The following is a 23,035-nucleotide window of genomic DNA, read 5'->3' on the forward strand; positions in this document are numbered from 1 at the left end:
CCCACGCGTCAGCACCCCTGGAGGCTGGCGCCTTTTCGTTTTGAGGAGCACATCATGACCGACGTTTTCCCGCTGAGCGCCGAGGCGCGCGCTGGGGCCGGCAAGGGGGTGGCCCGCCAGACGCGCCGTGACGGGCGTATTCCGGCGGTTATCTACGGCGGCAAGCAGACGCCGCTGAACATCTCGCTCGAGAAGTTCGAGTTCACCAAGATCCTGCACAAGCCGGGCTTCTTCACGCACCTGTTCGACGTGACCGTCGACGGCGCCACGCACCGCGTCCTGCCGCGCGACGTGCAGTTCCACCCGGTCACCGACGTGCCGCTGCACGTGGACTTCCTGCGCGTGTCGGCCGACACCCGCACGACCGTCCAGGTGCCGATCGAGTTCGTCAACCAGGACAAGTCCCCGGGCCTGAAGCGCGGCGGTGTTCTGAACATCGTCCGCCACGAGCTGGACGTGACCTGCGCCGCCGACAACATCCCCGAGCACATCACCGTCTCGTGCGAGGGCTTCGATGTGGGCGACTCGATCCACATCTCGGCCGTGACGCTGCCGGCCGGCGTGACGTCCACGATCACCGACCGTGACTTCACGATCGCCACCATCGTCGCTCCGTCGGGCATGAAGTCCGACGCTGGCGACGAGACCGCCGCCTCCTAAGGGCACGGCACCGCGTTTCGGACGGACAGGGGGCTTCGGCCCCCTGTTTGTTTTTGCAGACTGTTCTTCCGTCCCAACAGCTTCGAGGGTATGGGCCATGCTGCTGCTCGTGGGGCTCGGCAATCCCGGCGCCGAATACGCGCGCAACCGGCACAACATCGGCTTCATGGCGGTGGAGGCCATCGCCCGGCGCAACGGCTTCGGCCCCTGGAAGAAGCGCTTCCAGGGCCAGACGGCGGACGGCACGGTCGGCGGCGACAAGCTGCTGGCGCTGGAGCCGCTGACCTACATGAACAATTCCGGCCAGTCGGTCGCGGCGGCGATGCAGTTCTTCAAGCTGAAGCCGGAGAACGTCGTCGTCATCCATGACGAGCTGGACCTGCCGCCCGGCCGTGTCCGCGTCAAGAAGGGCGGCGGGCACGGCGGCCACAACGGGCTGCGCTCCATCGACGCTCACATCGGCAAGGAATACTGGCGGGTGCGGCTCGGCATCGGCCATCCCGGCGACAAGGACCTCGTCTCCGGCTACGTGCTGCATGATTTCTCGAAAACGGAACAGGCTTGGCTCGACCCGCTGATCGACGCGGTCGCCGACGCCTTCCCCCTGATGGCGCAGGGCCAGCCCGAGAATTTCATGAACAAGGTGGCGGTCGCCACGCAGCCCGTGAAGGAACGGGCGCCGAAAGCCCCTCCTCCGAAATAAAGGGCGGCCGGTTACGACTTTCGTTCTAGCGACTTGGCCAGATTGTTGAGGGTGAGCCCCGGCTGTACTCTGTGGGCTTCATCGACATTCGGGCACGCAGCAGGACATGGGCTTCCGCGAGGTGGAGAGCCGGGTTGCATCGCGAATCCGCGGCACCCTCTCCGCCTACAACGACATCGCGACGGTCGGCACGCGCCACCGCATGGGGAACCCCGTGCTCCGGCGGCGTTTCGTGCTGGCCCATTGGCTGCTCCTGGGCAGCCTCACGGTCTGCGCCCTCTTCGCCGCGGTCGACGCGCTGGTCACCGGCTACCATCTCCACGCCGCCGTCGAGGCGGCAGCCGCCATCGGCCTGTGCATCGGCTGGATCGCCCTGCGGCGGGGCGCCCGCATCGACCGGATCGCCAGCGCCATGTCGGCGCTCGTCGGCACCGTCGTCCTCACCGTGGTCCTGACCAGCCCGCCCGCCGATTCGTCGCTGGTCTGGGCGCTGCTGTTCCCGGCCATCCCGCTGTTCCTGCACGGCCCGAGGATCGGGCTGTACCATGTGCTGGCCTTCGACGCGCTGCTGTTCGGGGGACTCGGCCTCGGCGCGGCCCTGACCTCCGACGGGCATGGCGGCACGGCCATCATGAACGCCGTCAGCGCCAGCGCCGTGATGACGATCCTGATCTTCTTCTACGAGAACGGCCGGGCCGACACCTACCGGCTGCTGGAGGACGCGGCGAATTCCGACCCGCTGACGGGCCTCCTGAACCGGCGCGGCTTCCGCGACCGCTTCGAGACGGAGCTGGCGCGCGCCCGGCGGACGGGCGCGCCGATCAGCCTGCTCGTCCTCGACATTGACCATTTCAAGAAGATCAACGACCGGCACGGGCACGATGTGGGCGACGCCGCCATCCGCCACATGGCGGGGCTGTTGACCGCCAACACGCGCCGCCACGACGTGGTCGGCCGGCTGGGAGGCGAGGAGTTCGCCCTGCTGCTGCCGGAAACCAGCGCGCATCAGGCCGCCATGGTCGCGGAAAAGGTCCGCCAGCTCGTCGCCGACAGCCCGCTGGCGCTGGCTTGCGGGCTCGTGCCGCTGACCGTCAGCATCGGCGCCGCCCAGACCTCGCGCGAGGCCAGCCAGTTCGATCCCCTCTTCGCGCTCGCCGACCGCCGCCTCTACGCGGCCAAGGAAGCCGGGCGCAACCGGGTCGTCGCCGTCTGAAAACGGGCTTCCACGGCCTTCGGCGCGCCGGAAAGGCGGCGCTTGCTTGCGCTTTGCGCCGGTAAGGTGGATAAAGCGCCCCAATCCGGGCAAACAGCCCCTTCCCCGAACGACGGCGAGCATCCCATGGGCTTCAACTGCGGCATCGTCGGCCTGCCGAACGTCGGCAAGTCCACCCTGTTCAACGCGCTGACCGCCACCCAGGCGGCCGAGGCGGCCAACTTCCCCTTCTGCACCAAGGAGCCGAACGTCGGCCGCGTCGGCGTGCCCGACCCGCGGCTGGACAAGCTGGCGGACATCGCCAAGTCGCAGAAGATCATCCCGACCCAGCTCGAGTTCGTGGACATCGCCGGCCTGATCCGCGGCGCCTCCAAGGGCGAGGGGCTGGGTAACCAGTTCCTGGCGAACATCCGCGAAGTGGACGCCATCGTCCATGTGCTGCGCTGCTTCGAGGACGACGACGTCACCCACGTGGAAGGCAACGTCGATCCCCTGCGCGACGCCGAGGTGGTCGAGACCGAGCTGATGCTGGCCGACATGGAGAGCCTGGAACGCCAGATCACCAGCCTCCAGAAGAAGGCCAAGGGCGGCGACAAGGACTCCAAGGTCAAGGCCGACCTGATGGAGCGCGCGCTGAAGGTCCTCCAGGACGGCAAGCCGGCCCGCGTCGTCGAGCTGAGCGAGGAGGACAAGCCGGTCTTCAAGCAGTTCATGCTGCTGACCGCCAAGCCCGTCCTCTACGTCTGCAACGTGGAAGAAGCCTCGGCCGCCACCGGAAACGGCTTCACCGAGCGCGTCGCCGCCAAGGCGGCGGCCGAGAACGCCGGCATGGTCGTGATCTCCGCCGCCATCGAGTCCGAAGTCGCCCAGCTCACCGACGCCGAGGAGAAGGCCGAGTTCCTGGGCTCCATGGGTCTGGAGGAGACCGGCCTGAACAAGCTGATCCGCGCCGGCTTCCAGCTGCTGGACCTGATCACCTTCTTCACCGTCGGCCCGAAGGAGGCCCGCGCCTGGACCGTGCGCCGCGGCGCCAAGGCCCCGGAAGCGGCGGGCGTCATCCACACCGACTTCGAACGCGGCTTCATCCGCGCCGAGACCATCGACTACGACAGCTATGTCACGCTCGGCGGCGAGCAGGGTGCGAAGGACGCCGGCAAGATGCGCCAGGAAGGCAAGGAATACGTCGTACAGGACGGCGACATCTTCCACTTCCGCTTCAACGTGTAAGGACCGGGGCGGCGCTTCCTTCCCCGGAGGGAAGCGCCGCTCGTTTCAGTCCTTCCGGCCGCTGACGCCCGCCTGGGTGAAGGTCGCCATGCCGGAGTGGCAGGCGACCGCGGCCTTGACGATGTTGATGGCGAGTGCGGCACCCGATCCCTCGCCCAGCCGCATGCCGAGGTCCAGCAGCGACTCCTTGCCGATGATCTCCAGAAGCCGGCTGTGGCCCGGCTCGACCGAGCGGTGGCCGACGACGCAATGGTCGAGCGCGCGCGGGTCGGCCTTGTGCAGCACCGCCGCCGCCGCCGTGCAGGCGAAGCCGTCCAGCAGCACCGGCACCCGCGCCATGCGCGCCGCCATGATGGCGCCCGCGATGGCCGCCAGCTCGTAACCGCCGAGGCGGCGCAGGGCCTCCAGTGGATCGTCCTTGGCCTCGGGGTTGGCGGCGAGGCCCGCCTCCACCGCCGCGACCTTGCGGGCCAGCCCCTCGTCGTCCACGCCGGTGCCGCGCCCGGTCCAGTCGCGGGCGTCGCCGCCGAACAGCGCCGCGCAGAGCGCCGCCGCCGAGGTCGAGTTGCCGATGCCCATCTCGCCCAGCGCGATGAGCTGGACCCCCATCTCCACCGCCATCATGCCATAGGCCATGGCCCGGCAGCAGTCCTCCTCGCCCATGGCGGGACCCTGGGTGAAGTCGGCGGTGGGGTTGTCCAGGTCCAGCTCGTAGACGCGCAGGTCGGCGTCGGCCTGTTCGCTGAGCTGGTTCACGGCGGCGCCACCGTTCTGGAAGTTGGCGACCATCTGCGCCGTGACCTCCGCCGGATAGGCCGAGACGCCGCGCGCCGCCACCCCGTGGTTGCCGGCGAAGACCGCGATGCGCGGACGGCGCAGGTCGGGCGGGTGCTGGCCCTGCCAGGTGGACATCCATTGCGCCAGCTCCTCCAGACGGCCGAGCGAGCCCGCCGGCTTGGTGAGCTGCCGCTCCCGCTGGAGCGCCGCCGTCCCGGAGTCGAGGTCCGGGCCAGGCAGGTTGCGCAGAAGGGAGCGGATTTCCTCGAAGCTGATGGCGGGCTGCGGGTTGCTCATGGGAGTTCCTGGGGAGTTCCGGGCATTGCGGGGCAAAAAGCGGGCGGACCTTGGACCAAAGGTGCCGCCCTGTCAAAGCGGCGGACGGGCCGCCCGCCAGATAGCTGTGTCAAAGACGTTGCAGGGCAACCGCCCTTGGCTTACTCGGAAGCAACGCTTAAGCGAAGCGAGTGCCTGGCTCTCTCTCCCTTGAGAGCGGGAGTCGCACAGGTCGCCTCGCAGCAGTTGGTCGAAGAAGAACACTCTTCCGTCATCCCCGCGAAAGCGGGGATCCAGAACAGTCCCGATGCTGCCGTATTGGGAAGGCCTGGATCCCCGCTTTCGCGGGGATGACGCGTAAGTTGTTGATTTCCGAACAGCTTCTGCTCCGCACCTGTGTGAAACGCATTCCCTGAAGGGGGATGCGGTGGTTCAGGGCATTCCTTCGCCAGGCTCCTTTCCCTGCTCGGAAGCACCATGCCCGACAGCCACCCTGCCCCGCCCGCGCCGCGCTGGACCGACGATCTGGCCCTGGCGGTCGTCTTCATGACGCGCCTGCCCCTGCGGCTGCGCGGCGCCCCGGCGGAGGGAGCGCAGGCGCGGTCGATGGGGTGGTTCCCGCTGGTCGGGGCGGGGGTCGGGCTGCTGGGCGGCGGGGTCCATGCGCTGGCCCTGCTCGCCAACCTGCCGCCGCTGGCGGCGGCGCTGCTGGCGCTGGCGGCGATGGCCTGGGCCACCGGGGCGCTGCACGAGGACGGGGCCGCCGACGTCGCCGACGGCTTCGGCGGAGGCCGCGACCGGACCCGCAAGCTGGAGATCATGCGCGACAGCCGCGTCGGCAGCTACGGCGTGCTCGCCATCGTCTTTTCCGTGGGCATCCGCGCCGCCGCTCTCGCAGCGCTGGCCGGGCCGCTGGAGGCCGTGCTGGCGCTGGCCGCCTCCGGCGCGCTGTCGCGCGGCGGCATGGCGGTGATGGCACGGCTCATGGCTCCGGCCCGCGCCGACGGGCTCGCCGCGCGGCAGGGCCGGCCGGGAACCGGAACCGTCGCCCTGTCGCTCGCCCTGTCCGCCGCAATCGCGACGGCGGCTCTGGGGATGGCGGCGCCCGCAGCCCTGGCAGCGGCGGCGCTGGGCGGCTGGGCGGTGGCGGCACTCGCCCGGCGGCAGATCGGCGGCCATACGGGCGACGTGTTCGGCGCGGCGCAGCAGGTGGCGGAGGCCGCCGTGCTGCTCACCCTGACGGCCTTGCGATGAGCGGCCCCCAATGAGCAACAGTATGATGGATGGCGTCACGCGCTGGTGGCTGATCCGCCACGCTCCCGTCCTCAACCCGGAGGGGCTGATCTATGGGCAGGACGACCCGCCCGCCGACCTCGGTGACGGCGCCGCCCTGACGGCGCTCGCCGCCGTCCTGCCGGAGGATGCGCGCTGGGTGGCCACCCATCTGCGACGCACCATCCAGACGGCCCAGGCGCTGGGCGGCCGGGACCCGCTGGCCGTGCCCGAACTGGCCGAGCAGCATTTCGGCTCCTGGCAGGGGCTCACCCATGACGGGGTGAGCGCCCGTTTCCCCGAGGAGGCCCGCCGCTTCTGGGCCGCCCCGGCGACGGAACGTCCGCCGGGTGGCGAGAGCTTCGCCGAGGTCATGGCGCGCGTCGCCAGCGCCCTGCCCCGACTGACGGCGGAGGGGGCCGGGCGCGACCATGTCGCCGTGATCCATGGCGGTTCGATCCGCGCCGCTCTCGCCCTGGCGCTGGACCTCACGCCCGAGGCTGCCCTGCGCGTGGCGGTGAACACACTGTCGCTGACCCGGCTGGACCACATCGCCCTGCCCGGCGGCGAAGGCGTCTGGCGGGTGGTGACCGTCAACGCCAACATGCCCGCCCGTCCTTTCTGAGAACCGGAAAGGTGCTTCGCACCCAGGGCAATTTCCTTCAATACCGCAACCCCACGCCTCGCCGATCTTCCCCGGAGGAACAGACCTTCAAGGGAACGGCCGTGACACGTTGCGCCTTCATCATCGACCGGAGCCTGCCGCAGGGGCTCGTCGCCAACACCGCCGCCATCCTCGCCATGACGCTGGGGATGGAGCGGCCCGACCTGGTCGGCCCCGACGTCCGGGACGCCGACGGCAACCGGCACCGGGGCATCACCTCCGTCGTCATGCCGATCCTGGCCGCGGACGCCGAGGGGCTGAAGGCCCTGCGTGGCCGGGCGGCGTCGCAGGAGCCCGCCGGGCTGGGGCTGATCGGCGTGACCGACGCGGCGCAGCAGGCCAAGAGCTATGACGCATACGCGGCGCGGCTGGCGGAAACCCCGCAGGAGGGCCTGCGCTACCTCGGCCTGTGCGTCCACGGCCCCGCCGATCTCGTCCGGTCGCTGACCGGCAACCTGCCCCTGATGAAGTAGGCCCGCCATGTCGACCGCACTCTGGCTCTCCATGGGCTCCTTCGCCCTGGCCGCCTCCATCTCGCCCGGTCCGGTCAACGTCGTGGCTCTGGCCAGCGGCGTCCATCACGGCTTCCGCGCCAGCCTGCGCCATGTGACGGGGGCGACGGTGGGCTTCACGCTGCTCCTCCTGCTGTCCGGCTTCGGCCTTGCCGAACTGCTGGCCCGCTGGCCGGCCACGGCCGACGCCGCGCGCTGGGCCGGGGCGGCCTTTCTGCTCTACATGGCCTGGACGCTCTGGAGGGCCGGGGGCGCCGTCTCGGGACCGGCCGGCGTGCGCCCGCCGTCGCTCCTGCACGGCGCCGCGCTGCAATGGCTGAATCCGAAGGCCTGGATCGCCGCCGTCGCCGGGATGAGCGCCTATGGGGCCGGCGAGGGCACCGGTCGCATCCTGCTGTTCGCGGCGGTCTATTTCGCGGTCTGCTACGCTTCCATCGCCGCCTGGGCCTATGCCGGCGCCCGCCTGCGGCATCTTTTCGCCGACGCGGGGCGGATGCGCCTGTTCAACCGCGCGATGGCCGTCCTGCTCGCCGCCGGCGCCGCCTACACGACGATCCCGTAGAGGTCAGGCCGCCCTGGCGACGGCGTATCCGGTGACGGCGTATTGGCGGGGCGTCGCCGCGAGGTGGCGCTTGAAGGCCCTCTGGAAATGGGCCTGGTCGGCGAAGCCGGCCTCCAGCGCCACCTCCACGATGGGCCGGCCGCGGCGCAGCTCCCTCTGGCCGTACTGGATGCGGCGGTTGACCTGATAGGCGTGGGGCGTCAGCCCGTAACGGGCCTTGAAGGCGCGCACCAGATAGGAGGGCGAAAGCCCGGAGGCCGCGCAGACATCCGCCAGCCGGAGGGGTTCGGTGCAGTTGGCGGTGATGAAGTCGGCCGCGCGCTCCAGACCGGCGGGCGTCCCGTCCGCGTCCATGCGCCGGGCCTGCTCGCCGCCCTGCTCCAACCGCCGGTGCAGGCCGGCGAAGAAGGACGTCGCCGCGCATTCCTTTTCCAACACCTCCGCCGTCCCGTCGAACAGCCGGTCGAAAAGCCCGTTCAGCGCGCCGTAGAGCGCCGGATCGGTGCTGAGGACAGCACCATAGGGCCGGAAACCGCCGCCCTGCTGGATCTCCGTCAGCCAGGGCACGTCCGCGTAGAGCATGCGGTAGGACCAGGGCAGGTCCTGGAGCGGGTTGCAGGCGTGCGCCTCCTCCGGGTTCATCAGCACGACCGTGCCCGGTGCGGCCTCGTGCCGGGCGCGCCCGTTCCGGTATTCGCTGCGCCCGCCGGTGACGAGGCCGATGGAAAAGGTCGGGTGGCTGTGCAGGCCGTAGCAGACGTCGCGCCCGTCCGCGACCTCGCGCGCCTCCAGGAAGGGAAGAGCGGGATCGCGCCAGAAGCGGTGGAGATCGGACACCGGGCGGGCCATGCCGGACCTCAAGGACGTTGTGGGGAGCGTTGCGGGTAGCCCCAGGATCGCGCGGATCGCGGGCCTTTTCAACCGCCCGCCATCACGCGCGCGGTCACACCCGCCGGAAGGCCAGCGCGGCGTTGAGCCCGCCGAAAGCGAAGGAGTTGGACAGGGCCGCCCCGATGGAAGCCTGCCGCGCCTCGTTCGGCACGACGTCCAGCGCGCATGCCGGGTCGGGCTCGACCACGCCTATGGTCGGCGGCACCACACCATGACGCAGGGCCAGCAGCGTCGCCGCCGCCTCCAGGGCACCGGCGGCGCCCAGCGCGTGGCCCAGCATGGATTTGCTGGACGACACCATCAGCCGGCGCGCGTGATCGCCGAACAGGCCGTGAATCGCGCGGGCCTCCGTCGCGTCGTTGGCGGTGGTGCCGGTGCCGTGGGCGTTGACGTAGCCGATGTCCTCGGGCGCCAGCCCGGCATCGGTCAGGGCCGCCGCCATGGCGCGGCCGGCGCCGGCGGCGTCCGGGGCGGTGATGTCCTTGGCGTCCGCCGACATGCCGAAGCCGGCGATCTCCCCCAGGATCTCGGCGCCGCGGGCGCGGGCGCGGTCCATCCGCTCCAGCACGAGGACCGCCGCGCCCTCCCCCAGCACCATGCCGTTGCGGGTGCGGCAGAAGGGCCGGCAGCCGTCGGGGCTGACGACGCGCAGCGCCTCCCACCCCTTCAGCGAGCCGAGCGTCAGGGCGGCGTCCGTGCCGCCGGTCAGCGCCGCGTCCACCATGCCCGCGCGCAGCATCTGGCAGGCCATGCCGATGGCGTGCCCGGCCGAGGCGCAGGCGCTGCTCGTCATGAAGGCCGGGCCGGTCAGCCCGAACTCCATGGACAGGTGGGAGGCCGGTGCGCTGATCATCAGCTTCGGCACCGTGACGGGGTGCAGCCGGTTCGACCCTTGCGCGTAGAGGCGGTGGAAGCTGTCGTCGAGTGTCGAGATGCCGCCGACGCCCGTGCCGAGGATGGTCGCGGTCCGCGCGCCCAGCTCCGCGTCGAAGGACAGGCCCGACGCCGCCACCGCCTCCCGTGCCGCGGCCAGCGCGAACTGCGCGGCTCGGTCGAGCAGCCCGAGGCGGGCGGGGTCGAACAGCGCCGCCGGATCGAAGCCCTTCACCTCGGCGGCGATGCGCACCGACAGGCGCTCGGTCGGCACGAGAGTCAGCGGACCGATGCCCGGGCGCCCCGCGAACAGGGCCTCGGCGAAGGCCGGCAGCCCGATCCCGACCGGCGACACCACGCCGATACCGGTGACGGCGATCCCGGTGCCGGTCTGCGCCATGGGGATCAGGCGGCGGACGGGGTGGCGGAGGGGGCGGCCTTCGGGGACGCCACCGCCCGCTCCACCGCGCCGATCACGTCGCCGACGGTGTTGAAGCCGCTCGCCGCGTCGTTGGCGTTGAAGGGGATCTCGATGTCGAACCGCTCCTCCAGCGCGAAGATGATCTCGATCACGTCCAGCGAGGCGATGTTCAGCTCCATGAGCCGCGCCTCAGGGACGAGGCGCTCGCGCCCGACCCGGCCCTTCTCGGCGATGATCGTCAGGACGTCCTCAACCAGTTCCGTCATTCGCTGCCCTCCGGTGGCGCGCCAGCGGCGTTGCTGCCGACGGGCAGGCTATCGCGCCCGTCCAGCGCCTTCACCCGGCTCTTTAGGTCTGCCACTTCCGCGAAGAGCCGCTTCAGCCGCGCCAGCCCCTTGTACTGCTCGAAGGCGCGGGCGCGCGGCACCGCCGGATAGCCCATGTAGACGGATTTGGGCGGGATGTCGGTGCCGACGCCGGAGTTGGCGGCGACCACCGCGTCGCTGCCGATCCGCACATGGTCGGCCACCCCGACCTTGCCGGCCAGCACCACCCGGTCGCCGATGACCGTGCTGCCGGCGACGCCGACATGGCCGCACAACATGCAGTTGGTGCCGATCTCCACGTTGTGGCCGATCTGCACGAGGTTGTCGATCTTGGTGCCGGACCCGATGCGCGTGGCCTTCACCGTGCCCCGGTCGATGGTGGCGTTGGCGCCGATCTCCACGTCGTCGCCGAGGATCACCGTGCCGATGGAGTTGATGCGGTGGATCAGCACGTTGGTGCCGACCACCCGGCCGGTCGCCTTGGCCGATTCGACGCTGCCCGGCTCCGGCGTGACGAAGCTGAAGCCGTCGTTGCCGACGGCGGCGTTGGGGTGGAGGATGCAGCGGTCGCCCATCACCACCCGCTCGCCGACGCGCACGCCGGGATGCAGCAGGCAGTCCCGGCCGATCACCGCCTCCGCCCCCACCGTGACCTGCGGCATGACGATGGTGCCGTCGCCGACCACCGCCCGCGGCCCGACATAGGCGAAGGGACCGACCGACACGCCCTGCCCCAGCACGGCGTCGGGCGCCACGAAGGCGCTCGGGTGCACGCCGGGCTCCGCGTGGACCGGCTTCTCGAAGACGTCCAGCAGCCCCGCCATGGCGAAGCGCGGGCGCTTGACGACGATCAGGCCGGCGAGCCCTTCCGGAACCTCCGCCCCCTCGGCGACCACGGCGGCGCGGGCCTTGCTGCCGGGCAGCAGCGCCAGCAGCGCCTTGTCCATGGCGAGCGCCAGGTCGCCCGGCCCCTCGGCTTCGGACGGGTGGACGGCGCGCAGGATCTCGATGGAACCGTCGCCCTCGACACGGGCGTCCAGGGCGGCGGCGATCTCGGAGAGCTTCATGGCGGGAACGGAGTCCGGGGCAGTGGAGGGGCCGCGACGCTAGCATGGATAACCGGCGCGGGCGAAGCGCCTCGGTGCCGCCCGGCGCCTGCTACTCCCCGGTCTGCAGCAGCGCCCCGCGAACCCGCGCCCGGTGCAGGGCACGCAGGAAGATCGTCACCCCAGCCGCCATGAACAGCCCGTTCAGGCCGAAGGCCCAGGCCAGATGGTCCCAGCGCACCGCGCCGTCGAACAGGACCGCGCGCATGCCCTCGAACACGTGGGTGGAGGGCAGCGACAGCGCCACCCATTGCAGCCATCCGGGCAGCACGCTCACCGGGTAGTAGACCGCGCTGACCGGCGCGAGCGTGAAGACGGCGATCCAGGCCAGCCCTTCCGCGCCCATGCCGTGGCGCAGGATCAGCGCGATGATCACCAGCCCGATGGCCCATCCCATCAGGATGAGGTTGACGAAGAAGAGGGCGAGCGGCAGGCCCAGGTCGAACACGGAATAGCCGAAGAGGGGAATGGCCAGCAGCGCCGCCGGCGCGACGCCGATCAGCGTGCGCAAGAGGCTCATCACCATCAGCGATGCCACCCATTCGCCGGGGCGCAAGGGCGTCACGAACAGATGGCCCAGGTTGCGCGACCACATCTCCTCCAGGAAGGAGACGGAGACGCCGAGCTGGCCGCGCAGCAGCACGTCCCACAGCAGCACGCCGCTGACCAGCACGCCCGCCCCTTGCGCCACCCAGCTGCTGTTGCCGGCCATGAACTGGTTGATGTAGCCCCACAGGATCATCTGGAGCGTCGGCCAGTAGGCCAGCTCCAGGATACGCGGCCAGGACCCGCGCAGCAGGTACCAGTAGCGCAGCACCATGGCCCCGACCCGCCGGGGCGAGAAGCCGGACAGCTCCATGCCCAAGGCCTCACTCGGCGGCATCGGCGGCCTCCGGCTTGTCCGCGCCGCTGGCGGTGCCACGGGCACGGGCGATGTCGAGGAAGACTTCTTCCAGCGAGCCGCGGCCATAGCGCGCCAGCAGGGCCACGGGCGCCCCCCGGTCCACGATCCGCCCCTGGCGCATCATCAGGACCGTGTCGCACAGCCGCTCCACCTCCAGCATGTTGTGGGAGGCCAGCAGGATCGTGGCGCCGGTCTCCCGCCGGTACTCCTCGAGATAGGTGCGGATCCAGTCGGCCGTGTCCGGGTCGAGCGAGGCGGTCGGCTCGTCCAGCAGCAGCAGTTCCGGCCGGTTCAGCAGCGCCTTGGCCAGCGCCACCCGCGTCTTCTGCCCGGCGGACAGGCCACCGGACGGGCGATCGAGGAAGCGGGTCAGCTCGAGATGCGCGGCCAGCTCCCGCACCCGCGCCGCCACGCCGGACAGGCCATAAAGATGGCCGTAGACGGTCAGGTTCTCGCGCACCGTCAGCCGGTGCGGCAGTTCCACATAAGGAGAGGAGAAGTTCATGCGCGGCAGGACGCGGTGGCGCTGGCGCACCATGTCCGCCCCCAGCACCTCGATCCGCCCCTCGCTGGGCAGAAGCAGCCCCAGCAGCATGGAGATGGTCGTGGTCTTGCCGGCCCCGTTGCCCCCGAGCAGGCCGGTCACCGACCCGCCGGGGACGGCGAAGGAGATGGCGTCCACGGCGACGACCGGATTCGTTGGGGACCCGAATCGTTTGGTCAGGCCCTCGGCCTTGATGGCATACTGGTTCATGACCGTTGAATATGGCCGGTGCTGCGCGAAACGCCAGCCCGGCCGATGCCCGCGCACGTCACGAAGAATCGCGCGGTGCCGGGAATGGGGTTGGAAGGGGAACGTGGGCCGATGCCTTTGATCGTCAGTCCCGGCGGGGACGGTTTTCAGATGGAGGGGACGGCTTGCGCGGTCGAGCTGCCGTCCTCCACCCCGGCCGCCATGGACGGGCGCGTGACCCTGCGCACGCTGATCCTGATCCGCTGGGTCGCCATCCTCGGCCAGTCCGCCGCCGTGCTGGCGGTGCAATTCATGCTGAACTTCCCCATGCCGCTGGGGCCGGTGCTGGCGACCATCGGCGCCTCGGTGCTGCTGAACCTCGTGGCGACGGCGCAGCGCGGCGGGCGGCTGCGGCTCGCCGACCCAGAGGCGGCCCTCTATCTCGGCTACGACATGCTGCAGCTGTCGCTGCTGCTCTATCTCACGGGCGGGCTGTCGAACCCCTTCGTCATCCTGCTGCTGGCGCCGATGACGGTGGCGGCGGCGATCCTGTCCCAGCGCAGCGTCATGCTGCTGACCGCGCTGAACCTGATCTGCCTGACCGTGCTGGCGCTCTGGCACTTCCCCCTGCCCTGGCCGGAGCCCAGGCAGCCGGTGCCGCCGCTTTACGCCTTCGGCATCTGGCTGTCGCTGTCGCTGTCGGCGGTCTTCATCGCCGGCTACGTCTTCCGCATGGCGGAGGAGGCGCGGCGCTTCGCGGGGGCGCTCGCCGCCTCCCAGGTGGCGCTGGTGCGCGAGCAGCGCCTCTCCAGCCTCGGCGCGCTGGCGGCGGCGGCGGCGCACGAGCTGGGCACGCCGCTCGGCACCATCGCGCTGGTCTCAAAGGAGCTGGCGCGCGAGCTGCCGCCGGACAGCCCGCATGCCGAGGACGTGGCGCTTCTGCTCAGCCAGTCGCAACGCTGCCGCGAGATCCTGGCGGAACTCGCCCGCAAGCCGGAGGCCGACGGCGGCGACCCGTTCGAGCGGCTGCCCGTCTCCACCCTGATCGAGGCGTCGGGCGGCCCGCACCGGCTGGGCCACATCCAATTCGTGGTGGAAAGCCGACCGCCCGCCGACGCCGGTCCGGAGGTCGAGGAGCCGGTGATCCGCCGCAGCCCGGAGATCGTGCACGGCATCGGCAACTTCATCCAGAACGCGCACCAGTTCGCGCGCAGCCGCGTCACCGCCATCACCGGCTGGGACGCGCGGACCGTCACCGTGACGGTGATGGACGACGGTCCCGGCTTCCCGGCCCATCTGCTGGGCCGCATCGGCGAGCCCTATCTCTCCAGCCGCGCCGACCGGTCGGGCCACATGGGTTTGGGCATCTTCATCGCGCAAACGCTTTTGGAGAAAACGGGCGCAACCATTACTTATGGGAATATCCATAGCGGCGGTGCCTACGTTACCGTAGGGTGGGACCGCCACAGGCTGGAATCCGACAACGCGTGGTGGGCGGGCCCTAGATCATGAGCGACAACGCTATCGTGGACAGAGACGCGGCAGAGGCCGGAACCGGGGCAGACCCCGTGAAGGCCGTTCCCGACGAGAAGCTGACCTTCACGGGCGACGTCAACCGCAGCCTGCTGATCGTCGACGATGACACGCCCTTCCGCACGCGCCTGGCACGCGCGATGGAGAAGCGGGGCTTCAACGTGGTCGACGTCAGCACGGTCCAACTCGGCATCGAGGTGGCCCAGGAATCCGCACCGGCCTACGCGCTGGTGGACCTGCGGCTGGACGACGGCAACGGGCTGGAGGTGGTCCAGGCCCTGCGCGACGCCCGTCCGGACGCGCGCATCGTGATGCTGACCGGCTACGGCAACATCGCCACGGCCGTCGCCGCCGTGAAGGCCGGGGCCGTGGACTATCTGCCAAAGCCGACCGACGCCGACGCGGTGGAAATGGCCCTGTTGGCCGACGGCCGGCCCCTGCCGCCGCCGCCCGACCAGCCCATGTCCGCCGACCGCGTCCGCTGGGAACACATCCAGCGCGTCTTCGAACAGTGCGAGCGCAACGTGTCGGAAACGGCCCGCCGCCTCAAGATGCACCGCCGCACGCTGCAGCGCATCCTGAACAAGCACGCGCCAAGGGATTAGAGCCCTACCCTGATGGCGGTCACCCACCTCCTTATAAGGGATGGACGGGCCGCCATTCTCCGCCCGCACGGACAGACTCTCCCTCAGCTTACCCAAAGAGAACGTCTTCCTCACCGGATGCTCCGCCGCGCCCGTGAAACGGTAGCCCCAGGCTGACGTTGTTGGGGCCGGTACGTCCCGACGGGGGCGTCGACGGCAGGTGAGGAGGATTCCGCTTTGGCGACACAGGAAATTCAAGAACAACCCGCGCGGCGGAAAAATGGCTCGGTCCCGTTCGACGTGTCCGCCGCCACCACGACCGCGGCACGGCGCACCGTGGGAATGTTGCTGCGCCATAAGCTTCTGATCGGCACCGCCATCCTTCTCGGCACGGGCATCGCGACCGTCGCGGCCATGCGCATGACGCCGATCTACACGGCCGAGGCGCTGGTGATGCTGGACAACCGCCAGAACACGATCGTCGACTTCCAGCAGGTCATGTCCGGCCTCAGCACCGAACTCGGCTCCATGCAGAGCGAGGTCGCGGTGCTGAAGTCGCCGGCCTTCGCCGAGAAGGTCGTGGACAAGCTGGCGCTGATGAACGACCCGGAATTCAACGCGTCGCTGCGCCCCCCCGAGACGGACTGGTTCTATTATCTGAACCCGAGGAACCTGATCCCCGATTCCGTCATGGGCGCGGTGAGCGGCGCGGCCCCGGCGGTCGAGTTGAGCGAGCAGGAGAAGGCCGCCAACCAGAAGACCGGCGTGGTCAACACCGTGCTGAACAATCTGGCGGTCCGGCCGCAGGGCCGCTCCTACGTCATCGCGATCAACTTCGACAGCGAGGATCCGCGCAAGGCGGCGCTGGTCGCCAACACCATCGCCGAGCTGTATCTGGTCGATCAGCTCGACGAGAAGTTCAAGGCGACCCAGCGCGCCACCGCCTGGCTGGAGGAGCGCATCTCCGAACTGCGCGCCGACGCCAAGGCCGCCGGCGACGCCGTCGAGACCTACCGCGCCCAGAGCGGGCTGACCGGCACCAGCGGCGAGAACACCGTGCTGTCCCAGCAGCTCGGCGAGCTGAACACCAATTACATGCTGGCCCGCACCGCCCGCGAGGAGGCCGAGGCCAAGCAGCGCGAGGTCGCCTCGCTGAGCAACAGCGCGCGCGGCGCCGGCGTCATCGGCGACGTCATGGGTTCGCCCCTGATCCAGGCCCTGCGCCAGCAGGAGGTCACGCTGCAGCGGCAGATCGCCGACGCCGCCAACCGCTACGGGCCGCGCCACCCGACGCTGGTCTCGCTCCAGAAGGAGCTGGGCGACCTGCAGAGCCAGATGCGCATCGAGGCCGGCAAGATCGTCCAGAACCTTTCCAACGAGGTCGAGGTCGCGCGGGCGCGGGAGGGCGCGCTGAAGGCCAGCCTGGACCAGCTCTCGGCCCAGCGCGACACCCAGCAGGCCGCCGCCGTGAACCTGCGCACGCTGGAGCGCGAGGCCGAAACCGCGCAGACCATGCTCCAGGCCATGCTGACCCGCTTCCAGGAGGTCACCTCCCAGACCGACATCCAGGAGGCGGACGCCCGCATCGCCTCGGCCGCCAGCATCCCGCTCCAGCCCTCCGCACCGGACAAGAAGATGATCGTGCTGCTCGCCCTGCTCGCCTCGGCGACGCTCGGCGTGCTGCTGGCGATCCTGCGCGAGCGCTTCGAGGGCGGCTACCGCAGCCCGCACCAGTTCGAGAGCGCCACCGGCGTGCGCGGCCTGGGGCTCGTCCCGACCATCCCGCAGATGAGCCGCCTGCGCGGCTCGCCCGCGGCCTACGCGCTGGACAAGCCGCTGTCGGCCTTCGCCGAATCGATGCAGAACCTGCGCACCTCGCTTCTGCTCGCCAACCCGGACGGGCGCCAGAAGGTGATCCTCTTCACCTCCTCGGTCCCCGGCGAGGGCAAGAGCACCATCGCCGCCTCCTTCGCGCGGGTCTGCGCCAACGCCGGCCAGAAGACGATCATCCTGGACTGCGACATGCGCCGGAAGGGCCTGCACGGCATGCTGGGCCTCGACAACAAGCGCGGTCTCTACGAGGTGCTGTCGGGCGAGGCCGCCCCGTCGGAGGTCATCCAGACCGACCCGCGCACCGGCCTGCATGTCATCGCGTCCGGCAGCGGCTCCTCCCTGCCGCAGGACATGCTGGGCTCGTCGCGCATGCACCAGCTCATCTCGCGCCTGGCGCTGGAGTATGACCGGGTGATCATCGACTCGCCGCCGGTTCTGGCGGTGTCGGAGGGCAAGCTGCTGGCGGCACTCGCCGACCAGACGGTCTTCATCGTCCGCTGGGGCAAGACCAACCGCGAGACCGCGATGGCCGGCCTGAAGGAGATCGTCGAGGCGGGCGGGGAGGTCGTCGGCGTCCTGCTGAGCCAGGTCGATATCCGCCGCCACGCCCAGTACGAGTTCCCGGACAGCGGCCGCTATCACGGCTACCGCCGCTACTACGCGAACTGACGGGCCGGCCCCACGCCCCCTCCTTCCCCGGCGAGGAAGGAGGGGGCGTCGCGTCTCTCCACGGCTCCCTTCCACGCAACGGCCATGCCATTCCCTCGCGGCCCCTTCACGCAGGAAGCGGGCATTCCCTCACGATCCGGGTATCATGACGGCTGGACGGCGCATCTTTCGGAACATCCGGGCTCTCGGCGCGGCCAAGGTCGCGACGCTGCTGGCCGGGCTGGTCACGACCGCCTGGACGGCGCGCGTGCTGGGGCCGGAGCATTTCGGCTTCCTCGGCTTCGGCACCTCCATGCTGGCCTACGCGGCCCTGCTGGTGAATCTCGGCCTCTCCACCTACGCGGTGCGGGAGATCGCGCGCGATCCCTCGCGCGCCGCCGTGCTGGCGGAGCATGTCGTCACGTTGCGGGTGCTGCTGGCGCTCGTGGTGGGCGCCGTCTACGCGCCGCTCGTCCTGGCGCTCGACAAGCCGGATCTCGTCAAGGCGGTGCTGCTGGTGCAGGCGCTCCAGCTCCTGGGCAATGCCCTGCTGCTCGACTTCGTCTATCAGGGCACCGAGCGGATGGGCGTCATCGCCACCCGCGAGATCGGCACCGCCTTCGGCACCATGGCCGCCATGCTGCTGCTGGTGCGCGGACCCGAGGACGTCGTGATCGCGGCGGCCATCACCGCCGCATCCTTCCTGCTGAACGCCGGGCTGATGCTGGTCCGCTTCCGCCGCGATTTCGGGCGCCTGCGCCCGCGCATCGACCTGGCGGTCTGGCGCGCCATCCTGACGGCGGCGGCCCCAATGGCGGTCAGCGTCTTCGCCTGGGCGATCTTCGGCCACCTCGACCTCGTCATGCTGGGCTTCCTGGCCCCACAGGAGGAGGTCGGCTGGTACGCCGCCGCGGTGAAGGTGCAGATGCTGACCCTGACCGCCGCCCAGATCGTGATGAACGCCTTCATCCCGCAGCTCGCCGCCGCCTATGGCGACCCGGAGCGGATGCGCGAGCGCATGCGCGACTACGCCACCACAATGCTGTCCATCGGGGCCGTCGTCGCCACCGGCGGGGTGGTGCTGGCGCCGGCGGTCCTGGCGCTGCTGTTCGGCGAGGCCTACCGGCCGGGCGGCGACGCGCTGAGACTCCTGATGGTTTCGGTCGCCGTGGTCCACCTGAACATGACGCTCGGCAACCCGCTGCTCGTCTGGAACCGGCAGACCGCCTACATGGCGGCGATCCTCGCCGGCGGGGCGGTCAACGCGCTGCTGAACATCGTCCTGATCCCCCGCTGGGGCATCGAGGGCGCGGCGGTGGCGACCGTCGCGGCGGAGCTGACCGCGCTGGCCGGGCTGGCGTGGGTCCACCGGCGGACGGTGGGACAGCTCTATCTCGGCATCGCCGCGCGGGCGGCACTCTGTGCTGCGCTGGCGCTCGCCGCCGTGGCGGGGCTGACCTGGCTGGCCCCGGCCCTCCTTTCGGGGGACCGGCACCCGCTGGCGGTGCTCATCGCCGTGGGCGGCATGATCCTCGCCGTCGAATTGGTGGCGCTGACCGCGACGGGTCTCATCCGTCCGTCGCGGCTGCGCCGGCTCATCGGGGCAACGGCATGATTCTCCTACCCGCAAGAATCCGCTGCCCCTTCCAAAATAATTGAAGGCTACCGCTTCGGAAGTAGCTCCGCGCCATTCCTGAATCACGCGTTCCTATTCTTTTGGCAACGCACAAAAACAGGAACATTCGCCCGCATAGGCCGTTCGTGAATGAGCCGGGCGCGGGCAGAACTACGAGGCAACGCCTTCTGGACTGCGCATCACATCAAGGCAGGACCGACCGAGAATGCTCCCTAAGAATTTCCCCGACCGCAATGTCTGCGTCCTAGGCCTCGGCTATGTCGGGCTGACGCTCGCCGTGGCGATGGCCGACGCGGGCTTCCAGGTTCATGGCGTCGAGGTGCGCAAGGACGTGCTCGACAAGCTGGGCAAGGGCATCCCCCACTTCTTCGAACCGGGCCTGACCGAGAAGCTGCGCCACGTCGTGTCGCGCGGGCGCTTCACCTTCGGCCAGACGACGGAAGGCTGCGACCGCGCGAGCGTCTTCATCATCACGGTGGGCACGCCGCTGGGCAAGGACGGCAAGATCCGCACCGACATGATCGAGGCGGCGACCCGGCAGGTGGCCGCCCAGCTCAACGACGGCGACCTCGTGATCCTGCGCTCCACCGTGAAGCTCGGCACGACGCGCGGCATCGTCGCCCCCATCCTGGCCGAGAGCGGCAAGCGCTTCGACATCGCCTTCTGCCCGGAGCGCACGCTGGAAGGGCAGGCGCTGATCGAGCTGAACCAGCTTCCGCAGATCATCGGCGCCGAGACCATGGAGGTTTCCGCCCGCGCCGCCCAGATCTTCGGCTTCCTGACGCCGACCACGGTGAAGGTCTCCACGCTGGAAACGGCGGAGATGATCAAGCTGGTGGACAACACCTACCGCGACGTCACCTTCGCCTTCTCCAACGAGATCGCGCGCGTCTGCAACGCGATGGAGATCTCGGCGATGGAGGTCGTGCGGGCCGGCAAGCTCGGCTACCCGCGCACCAACCTGCCCCTGCCCGGCCCGGTCGGCGGCCCCTGCCTGGAGAAGGACCCGCACATCCTGATGCAGGGTGCGCGCGAGGCCGGCGTCGAGATGGCCATCACCGCCGCCGGACGCCAGGTGAACGAGACGCAGCCGGCGGAGGTCGCGGGCTTCCTGGAGACGCTCACCAAGTCCATGCAGGGCTTCCCCTCCAGCCCGACGATCAGCCTCATGGGCCTCGCCTTCAAGGGGCGGCCGGCGACCGACGACCTGCGCGGCACCATGGCCAAGCCGGTCTTCGACGAGCTGCGCAACCGCTTCCCCAAGGCGCGCTGGCGCGGCTTCGACGCGGTAGTGGCGCCGGACGACATCCGCTCCTTCGGGCTTGAGCCGTCGGACAGCATGTCCGAGGCGGTGCATGGCGCCAACCTGGCGGTCATCCTGAACAACCACCCGGTCTTCACCTCCATGCCGCTGCCCGATCTGGCGGGCCGCATGGACCGGCCGGGGATCATTTATGACTTCTGGAACAACTTCAACAGCCGCGACGTGGACCTGCCGGAGGGCACGGCCTACGTGGCGCTAGGCAGCCACGGCGCTGCCCGCTTCGCGCACGCGAGCTGACCCCCACACGCCAGACCACCGGATAGGCCCGCGAGGGCAAAGGAACTGAACAGCATGACGCATTATCTCGTCACCGGGGGCAGCGGCTTCATCGGCGCCGCCCTCGTCAACCGGCTCGTGCGCGACGGCCACAAGGTCCGCGTTCTCGACGACAACTCCCGCGGCCACACCGGCCGCCTCGCCGACGTGCTCGACCATGTCGAGTTCATCACCGGGGACATCCGCGACGCCGAGGCGGTGAACCGGGCGGTGCGCGGCGTGGACGGCGTGCTGCACCTCGCGGCCGTCAACGGCACCAAGCATTTCTACGAAAAGCCGGAAGTGGTTCTGGACGTCGGCGTGCGCGGCATGCTGAACGTGCTGGACGCCTGCCGCGCCAACAACGTCGGCGACCTCGTCGTCGCCTCCTCCTCGGAGGCCTACCAGACCCCGCCGATGGTGCCGACGCCGGAGGACATCCCGCTGGTCGTGCCGGACGTGCTGAACGCCCGCTACAGCTACGGCGGCTCCAAGCTGATCTCGGAGCTGCTGGCCGTCAACTGGGGCCGCACCGGCTTCGACCGCGTGGCGATCTTCCGTCCGCACAACGTGTACGGCCCCGACATGGGCTGGGAGCATGTGGTGCCGGAGTTCGTGCGCCGCGCCGTCTCGGCCATCGACCTGGCGCCGCGCGGCCCCGTGCCCTTCCCGATCCAGGGCGACGGCACCCAGACCCGCGCCTTCGTCCACATCGACGACGCCATCGACGGCATCATGACGGTGACGGAGAAGGGCGAGCATCTCGGCATCTACCACATCGGCAACCCCGAGGAGGTCACCATCGCCGAGCTGGCCCGCCAGGTCGTCGCGGCGCTGGGCCGCGAGGCCGACGTCCTCGCCGGCCCGCCGGCCCCCGGCGGCACCGCCCGCCGCAGCCCGGACATCGCCCGCCTGCGGGCGCTCGGCTACGAGCCGCGCATCCCGCTGGCCCAGGGCCTGCCGGGCGTCGTCGAGTGGTACGCCGCGCGCACCCGCAGCGCCGCCGCCGCGGCCGAGTAAGAGGGGCGTTCCCACGCCTGCCCGGCCGGGACGAGCCCGGCCGGGCGAGATCGAACGCGATGCGGCAGGCCGACGGTCCCGGGAGGGGCGCGGCCTGCCGGACTGAGGAGTTCTCATGGACCAGGACAGCCGCATCTTCGTCGCCGGCCACCGGGGCCTCGTCGGATCCGCCATCCTGCGCCGCCTATCGGAGCAGGGACACACCAACCTCGTCTTCCGCACCCGCGCCGAGCTGGACCTGACCGACCAGGCGGCGGTGCGGGCCTTCTTCGACCGCGAGAAGATCGACTACGTCTTCCTCGCCGCGGCGAAGGTCGGCGGCATCCTCGCCAACGACCGGATGGGCGCCGACTTCATCCGCGAGAACCTGCTGATCCAGACCAACGCCATCGACGCGGCCTGGCGGGCGGGCGTCAAGAAGCTCCTCTTTCTGGGCTCCTCCTGCCTCTACCCGAAACACGCCGAGCAGCCGTTGCGCGAGGAGGCGCTGCTGACCGGCGAGATGGAACCGTCCAACAAGCCCTACGCCATCGCCAAGATCGCCGGCATCACCATGTGCCAGGCCTACCGGCGCCAGTACGGCTTCAACGCCATCAGCGCCATGCCGTCGAACCTCTACGGACCGGGCGACAATTTCGACCCGGAGGGCTCGCACGTGCTGCCCGGCCTGATCCGCCGCTTCCACGACGCGAAGATGGCCGGCGCCCCGTCCGTCACGCTGTGGGGCACGGGAACGCCGCGCCGCGAGTTCCTCTATGTGGACGACATGGCCGACGCCTGCCTGCACCTGATGCGGACCTACGATGATCCCGAGATCGTCAATGTCGGCCCCGGCACGGAGATCGCCATCGCCGAGCTGGCCCAGATGATCAAGCGCACGGTCGGCTACGAAGGCACGCTGGAGCATGACCTGACCAAGCCCGACGGCCACCCGCGCAAGGTGATGGAGGTCTCCCGCCTCTTCGCCACCGGCTGGCGCCCACGGGTGGAGCTGGAGGAAGGCGTGCGGCGCACCTACGAGTGGTTCCTGGAGAAGGTCGCCCCGACCCTGGCGGCCACCCGCCAAGCGGCGGAGTGAGGGC

The 23,035-nt window shown here is 70.2% G+C and carries 22 protein-coding genes; 15 read left to right on the forward strand and 7 right to left on the reverse strand.

Annotated elements, in window-relative coordinates; genetic code table 11:
• Positions 1-54 precede the first annotated feature (54 nt).
• From JUB11_RS05445 to ychF, 4 genes are all read left to right on the forward strand, one after another.
• Positions 55-660, forward strand: coding sequence for a 50S ribosomal protein L25/general stress protein Ctc (locus JUB11_RS05445; RefSeq protein WP_207456962.1), 606 nt, complete (start codon positions 55-57; stop codon positions 658-660).
• A 97-nt stretch (positions 661-757) separates the two neighbouring features.
• Positions 758-1,363, forward strand: coding sequence for an aminoacyl-tRNA hydrolase (gene pth / locus JUB11_RS05450; protein ID WP_207456963.1), 606 nt, complete (start codon positions 758-760; stop codon positions 1,361-1,363).
• Between the two features lie 106 nt (positions 1,364-1,469).
• A complete protein-coding gene (locus JUB11_RS05455; RefSeq protein ID WP_207456964.1) occupies positions 1,470-2,576 on the forward strand; it encodes a GGDEF domain-containing protein in 1,107 nt (368 codons plus the stop codon).
• Between the two features lie 126 nt (positions 2,577-2,702).
• Positions 2,703-3,803: a redox-regulated ATPase YchF gene (ychF, locus tag JUB11_RS05460; protein WP_207456965.1), complete on the forward strand. Its 1,101-nt coding sequence runs from the start codon at positions 2,703-2,705 to the stop codon at positions 3,801-3,803.
• Positions 3,804-3,848: 45 nt separating this feature from the next.
• On the opposite strand, the gene cobT is transcribed toward ychF, so the two are convergent.
• Positions 3,849-4,877, reverse strand: coding sequence for a nicotinate-nucleotide--dimethylbenzimidazole phosphoribosyltransferase (gene cobT, locus JUB11_RS05465; protein WP_207456966.1), 1,029 nt, complete (start codon positions 4,875-4,877; stop codon positions 3,849-3,851).
• Between the two features lie 456 nt (positions 4,878-5,333).
• Here cobT and cobS point away from each other — a divergent pair, with 456 nt between their 5' ends.
• The 4 genes from cobS to JUB11_RS05485 all read left to right on the forward strand — a co-directional run bounded on the left by cobS (position 5,334) and on the right by JUB11_RS05485 (position 7,866).
• Positions 5,334-6,110 carry an adenosylcobinamide-GDP ribazoletransferase gene (gene cobS, locus JUB11_RS05470; RefSeq protein WP_207456967.1) on the forward strand — a complete coding sequence of 259 codons (777 nt, stop codon included), beginning with the start codon at positions 5,334-5,336 and terminating at the stop codon, positions 6,108-6,110.
• A gap of 10 nt (positions 6,111-6,120) precedes the next feature.
• Complete coding sequence (locus JUB11_RS05475; RefSeq protein ID WP_207456969.1) at positions 6,121-6,753, forward strand: histidine phosphatase family protein; 633 nt, start codon at positions 6,121-6,123, stop codon at positions 6,751-6,753.
• 101 nt (positions 6,754-6,854) lie between these two features.
• On the forward strand, positions 6,855-7,265 hold the full coding sequence (locus JUB11_RS05480; protein ID WP_207456971.1) for a DUF2000 domain-containing protein: 411 nt from the start codon (positions 6,855-6,857) through the stop codon (positions 7,263-7,265).
• A 7-nt stretch (positions 7,266-7,272) separates the two neighbouring features.
• Positions 7,273-7,866, forward strand: coding sequence for a LysE family translocator (locus JUB11_RS05485; RefSeq protein WP_207456973.1), 594 nt, complete (start codon positions 7,273-7,275; stop codon positions 7,864-7,866).
• 3 nt (positions 7,867-7,869) lie between these two features.
• Here the strand turns inward: JUB11_RS05485 and JUB11_RS05490 are convergent, their stop codons facing one another.
• The 6 genes from JUB11_RS05490 to JUB11_RS05515 form a co-directional block, all read right to left on the reverse strand.
• The gene (locus JUB11_RS05490; RefSeq protein WP_207456975.1) at positions 7,870-8,715 is read right to left on the reverse strand and encodes an AraC family transcriptional regulator; all 846 of its coding nucleotides are present in this window, start codon (positions 8,713-8,715) and stop codon (positions 7,870-7,872) included.
• A 94-nt stretch (positions 8,716-8,809) separates the two neighbouring features.
• On the reverse strand, positions 8,810-10,030 hold the full coding sequence (locus tag JUB11_RS05495) for a beta-ketoacyl-[acyl-carrier-protein] synthase family protein (RefSeq protein WP_207456977.1): 1,221 nt from the start codon (positions 10,028-10,030) through the stop codon (positions 8,810-8,812).
• Positions 10,031-10,035: 5 nt separating this feature from the next.
• Positions 10,036-10,317: an acyl carrier protein gene (locus JUB11_RS05500; RefSeq protein ID WP_207456979.1), complete on the reverse strand. Its 282-nt coding sequence runs from the start codon at positions 10,315-10,317 to the stop codon at positions 10,036-10,038.
• Positions 10,314-11,444 (reverse strand): UDP-3-O-(3-hydroxymyristoyl)glucosamine N-acyltransferase, encoded by a 1,131-nt coding sequence (gene lpxD / locus JUB11_RS05505; protein ID WP_207456981.1) that lies wholly within the window; start codon positions 11,442-11,444, stop codon positions 10,314-10,316. The genes JUB11_RS05500 and lpxD overlap by 4 nt, the downstream gene beginning before the upstream one ends.
• Positions 11,445-11,535: 91 nt before the next feature.
• Complete coding sequence (locus tag JUB11_RS05510; protein WP_207456983.1) at positions 11,536-12,366, reverse strand: ABC transporter permease; 831 nt, start codon at positions 12,364-12,366, stop codon at positions 11,536-11,538.
• The gene (locus tag JUB11_RS05515; RefSeq protein ID WP_207456985.1) at positions 12,353-13,141 is read right to left on the reverse strand and encodes an ABC transporter ATP-binding protein; all 789 of its coding nucleotides are present in this window, start codon (positions 13,139-13,141) and stop codon (positions 12,353-12,355) included. The genes JUB11_RS05510 and JUB11_RS05515 overlap by 14 nt, the downstream gene beginning before the upstream one ends.
• Before the next feature lie 150 nt (positions 13,142-13,291).
• On the opposite strand from JUB11_RS05515, the gene JUB11_RS05520 reads away from it, so the two are divergent.
• From JUB11_RS05520 to JUB11_RS05550, 7 genes are all read left to right on the forward strand, one after another.
• Positions 13,292-14,632, forward strand: coding sequence for an ActS/PrrB/RegB family redox-sensitive histidine kinase (locus tag JUB11_RS05520; protein WP_207456993.1), 1,341 nt, complete (start codon positions 13,292-13,294; stop codon positions 14,630-14,632).
• Positions 14,629-15,258 carry an ActR/PrrA/RegA family redox response regulator transcription factor gene (locus JUB11_RS05525; RefSeq protein WP_247886863.1) on the forward strand — a complete coding sequence of 210 codons (630 nt, stop codon included), beginning with the start codon at positions 14,629-14,631 and terminating at the stop codon, positions 15,256-15,258. The genes JUB11_RS05520 and JUB11_RS05525 overlap by 4 nt, the downstream gene beginning before the upstream one ends.
• Before the next feature lie 321 nt (positions 15,259-15,579).
• Positions 15,580-17,739, forward strand: coding sequence for a polysaccharide biosynthesis tyrosine autokinase (locus JUB11_RS05530; RefSeq protein ID WP_247886864.1), 2,160 nt, complete (start codon positions 15,580-15,582; stop codon positions 17,737-17,739).
• Positions 17,740-17,884: 145 nt separating this feature from the next.
• Entirely contained in the window at positions 17,885-19,333 is a 1,449-nt protein-coding gene (locus JUB11_RS05535) for a flippase (RefSeq protein WP_207457006.1), read from the forward strand.
• Positions 19,334-19,559: 226 nt separating this feature from the next.
• Positions 19,560-20,915 carry a nucleotide sugar dehydrogenase gene (locus JUB11_RS05540; protein ID WP_207457015.1) on the forward strand — a complete coding sequence of 452 codons (1,356 nt, stop codon included), beginning with the start codon at positions 19,560-19,562 and terminating at the stop codon, positions 20,913-20,915.
• Positions 20,916-20,969: 54 nt separating this feature from the next.
• A complete protein-coding gene (locus tag JUB11_RS05545; protein ID WP_207457017.1) occupies positions 20,970-21,953 on the forward strand; it encodes an SDR family NAD(P)-dependent oxidoreductase in 984 nt (327 codons plus the stop codon).
• A gap of 115 nt (positions 21,954-22,068) precedes the next feature.
• Complete coding sequence (locus JUB11_RS05550) at positions 22,069-23,031, forward strand: GDP-L-fucose synthase (protein WP_207457019.1); 963 nt, start codon at positions 22,069-22,071, stop codon at positions 23,029-23,031.
• Positions 23,032-23,035 lie beyond the last annotated feature (4 nt).

Origin of the sequence: Azospirillum sp. SYSU D00513, from assembly GCF_017356015.1 — a bacterium.
In the GTDB taxonomy this organism is placed as follows: Bacteria; Pseudomonadota; Alphaproteobacteria; order Azospirillales; family Azospirillaceae; genus Azospirillum.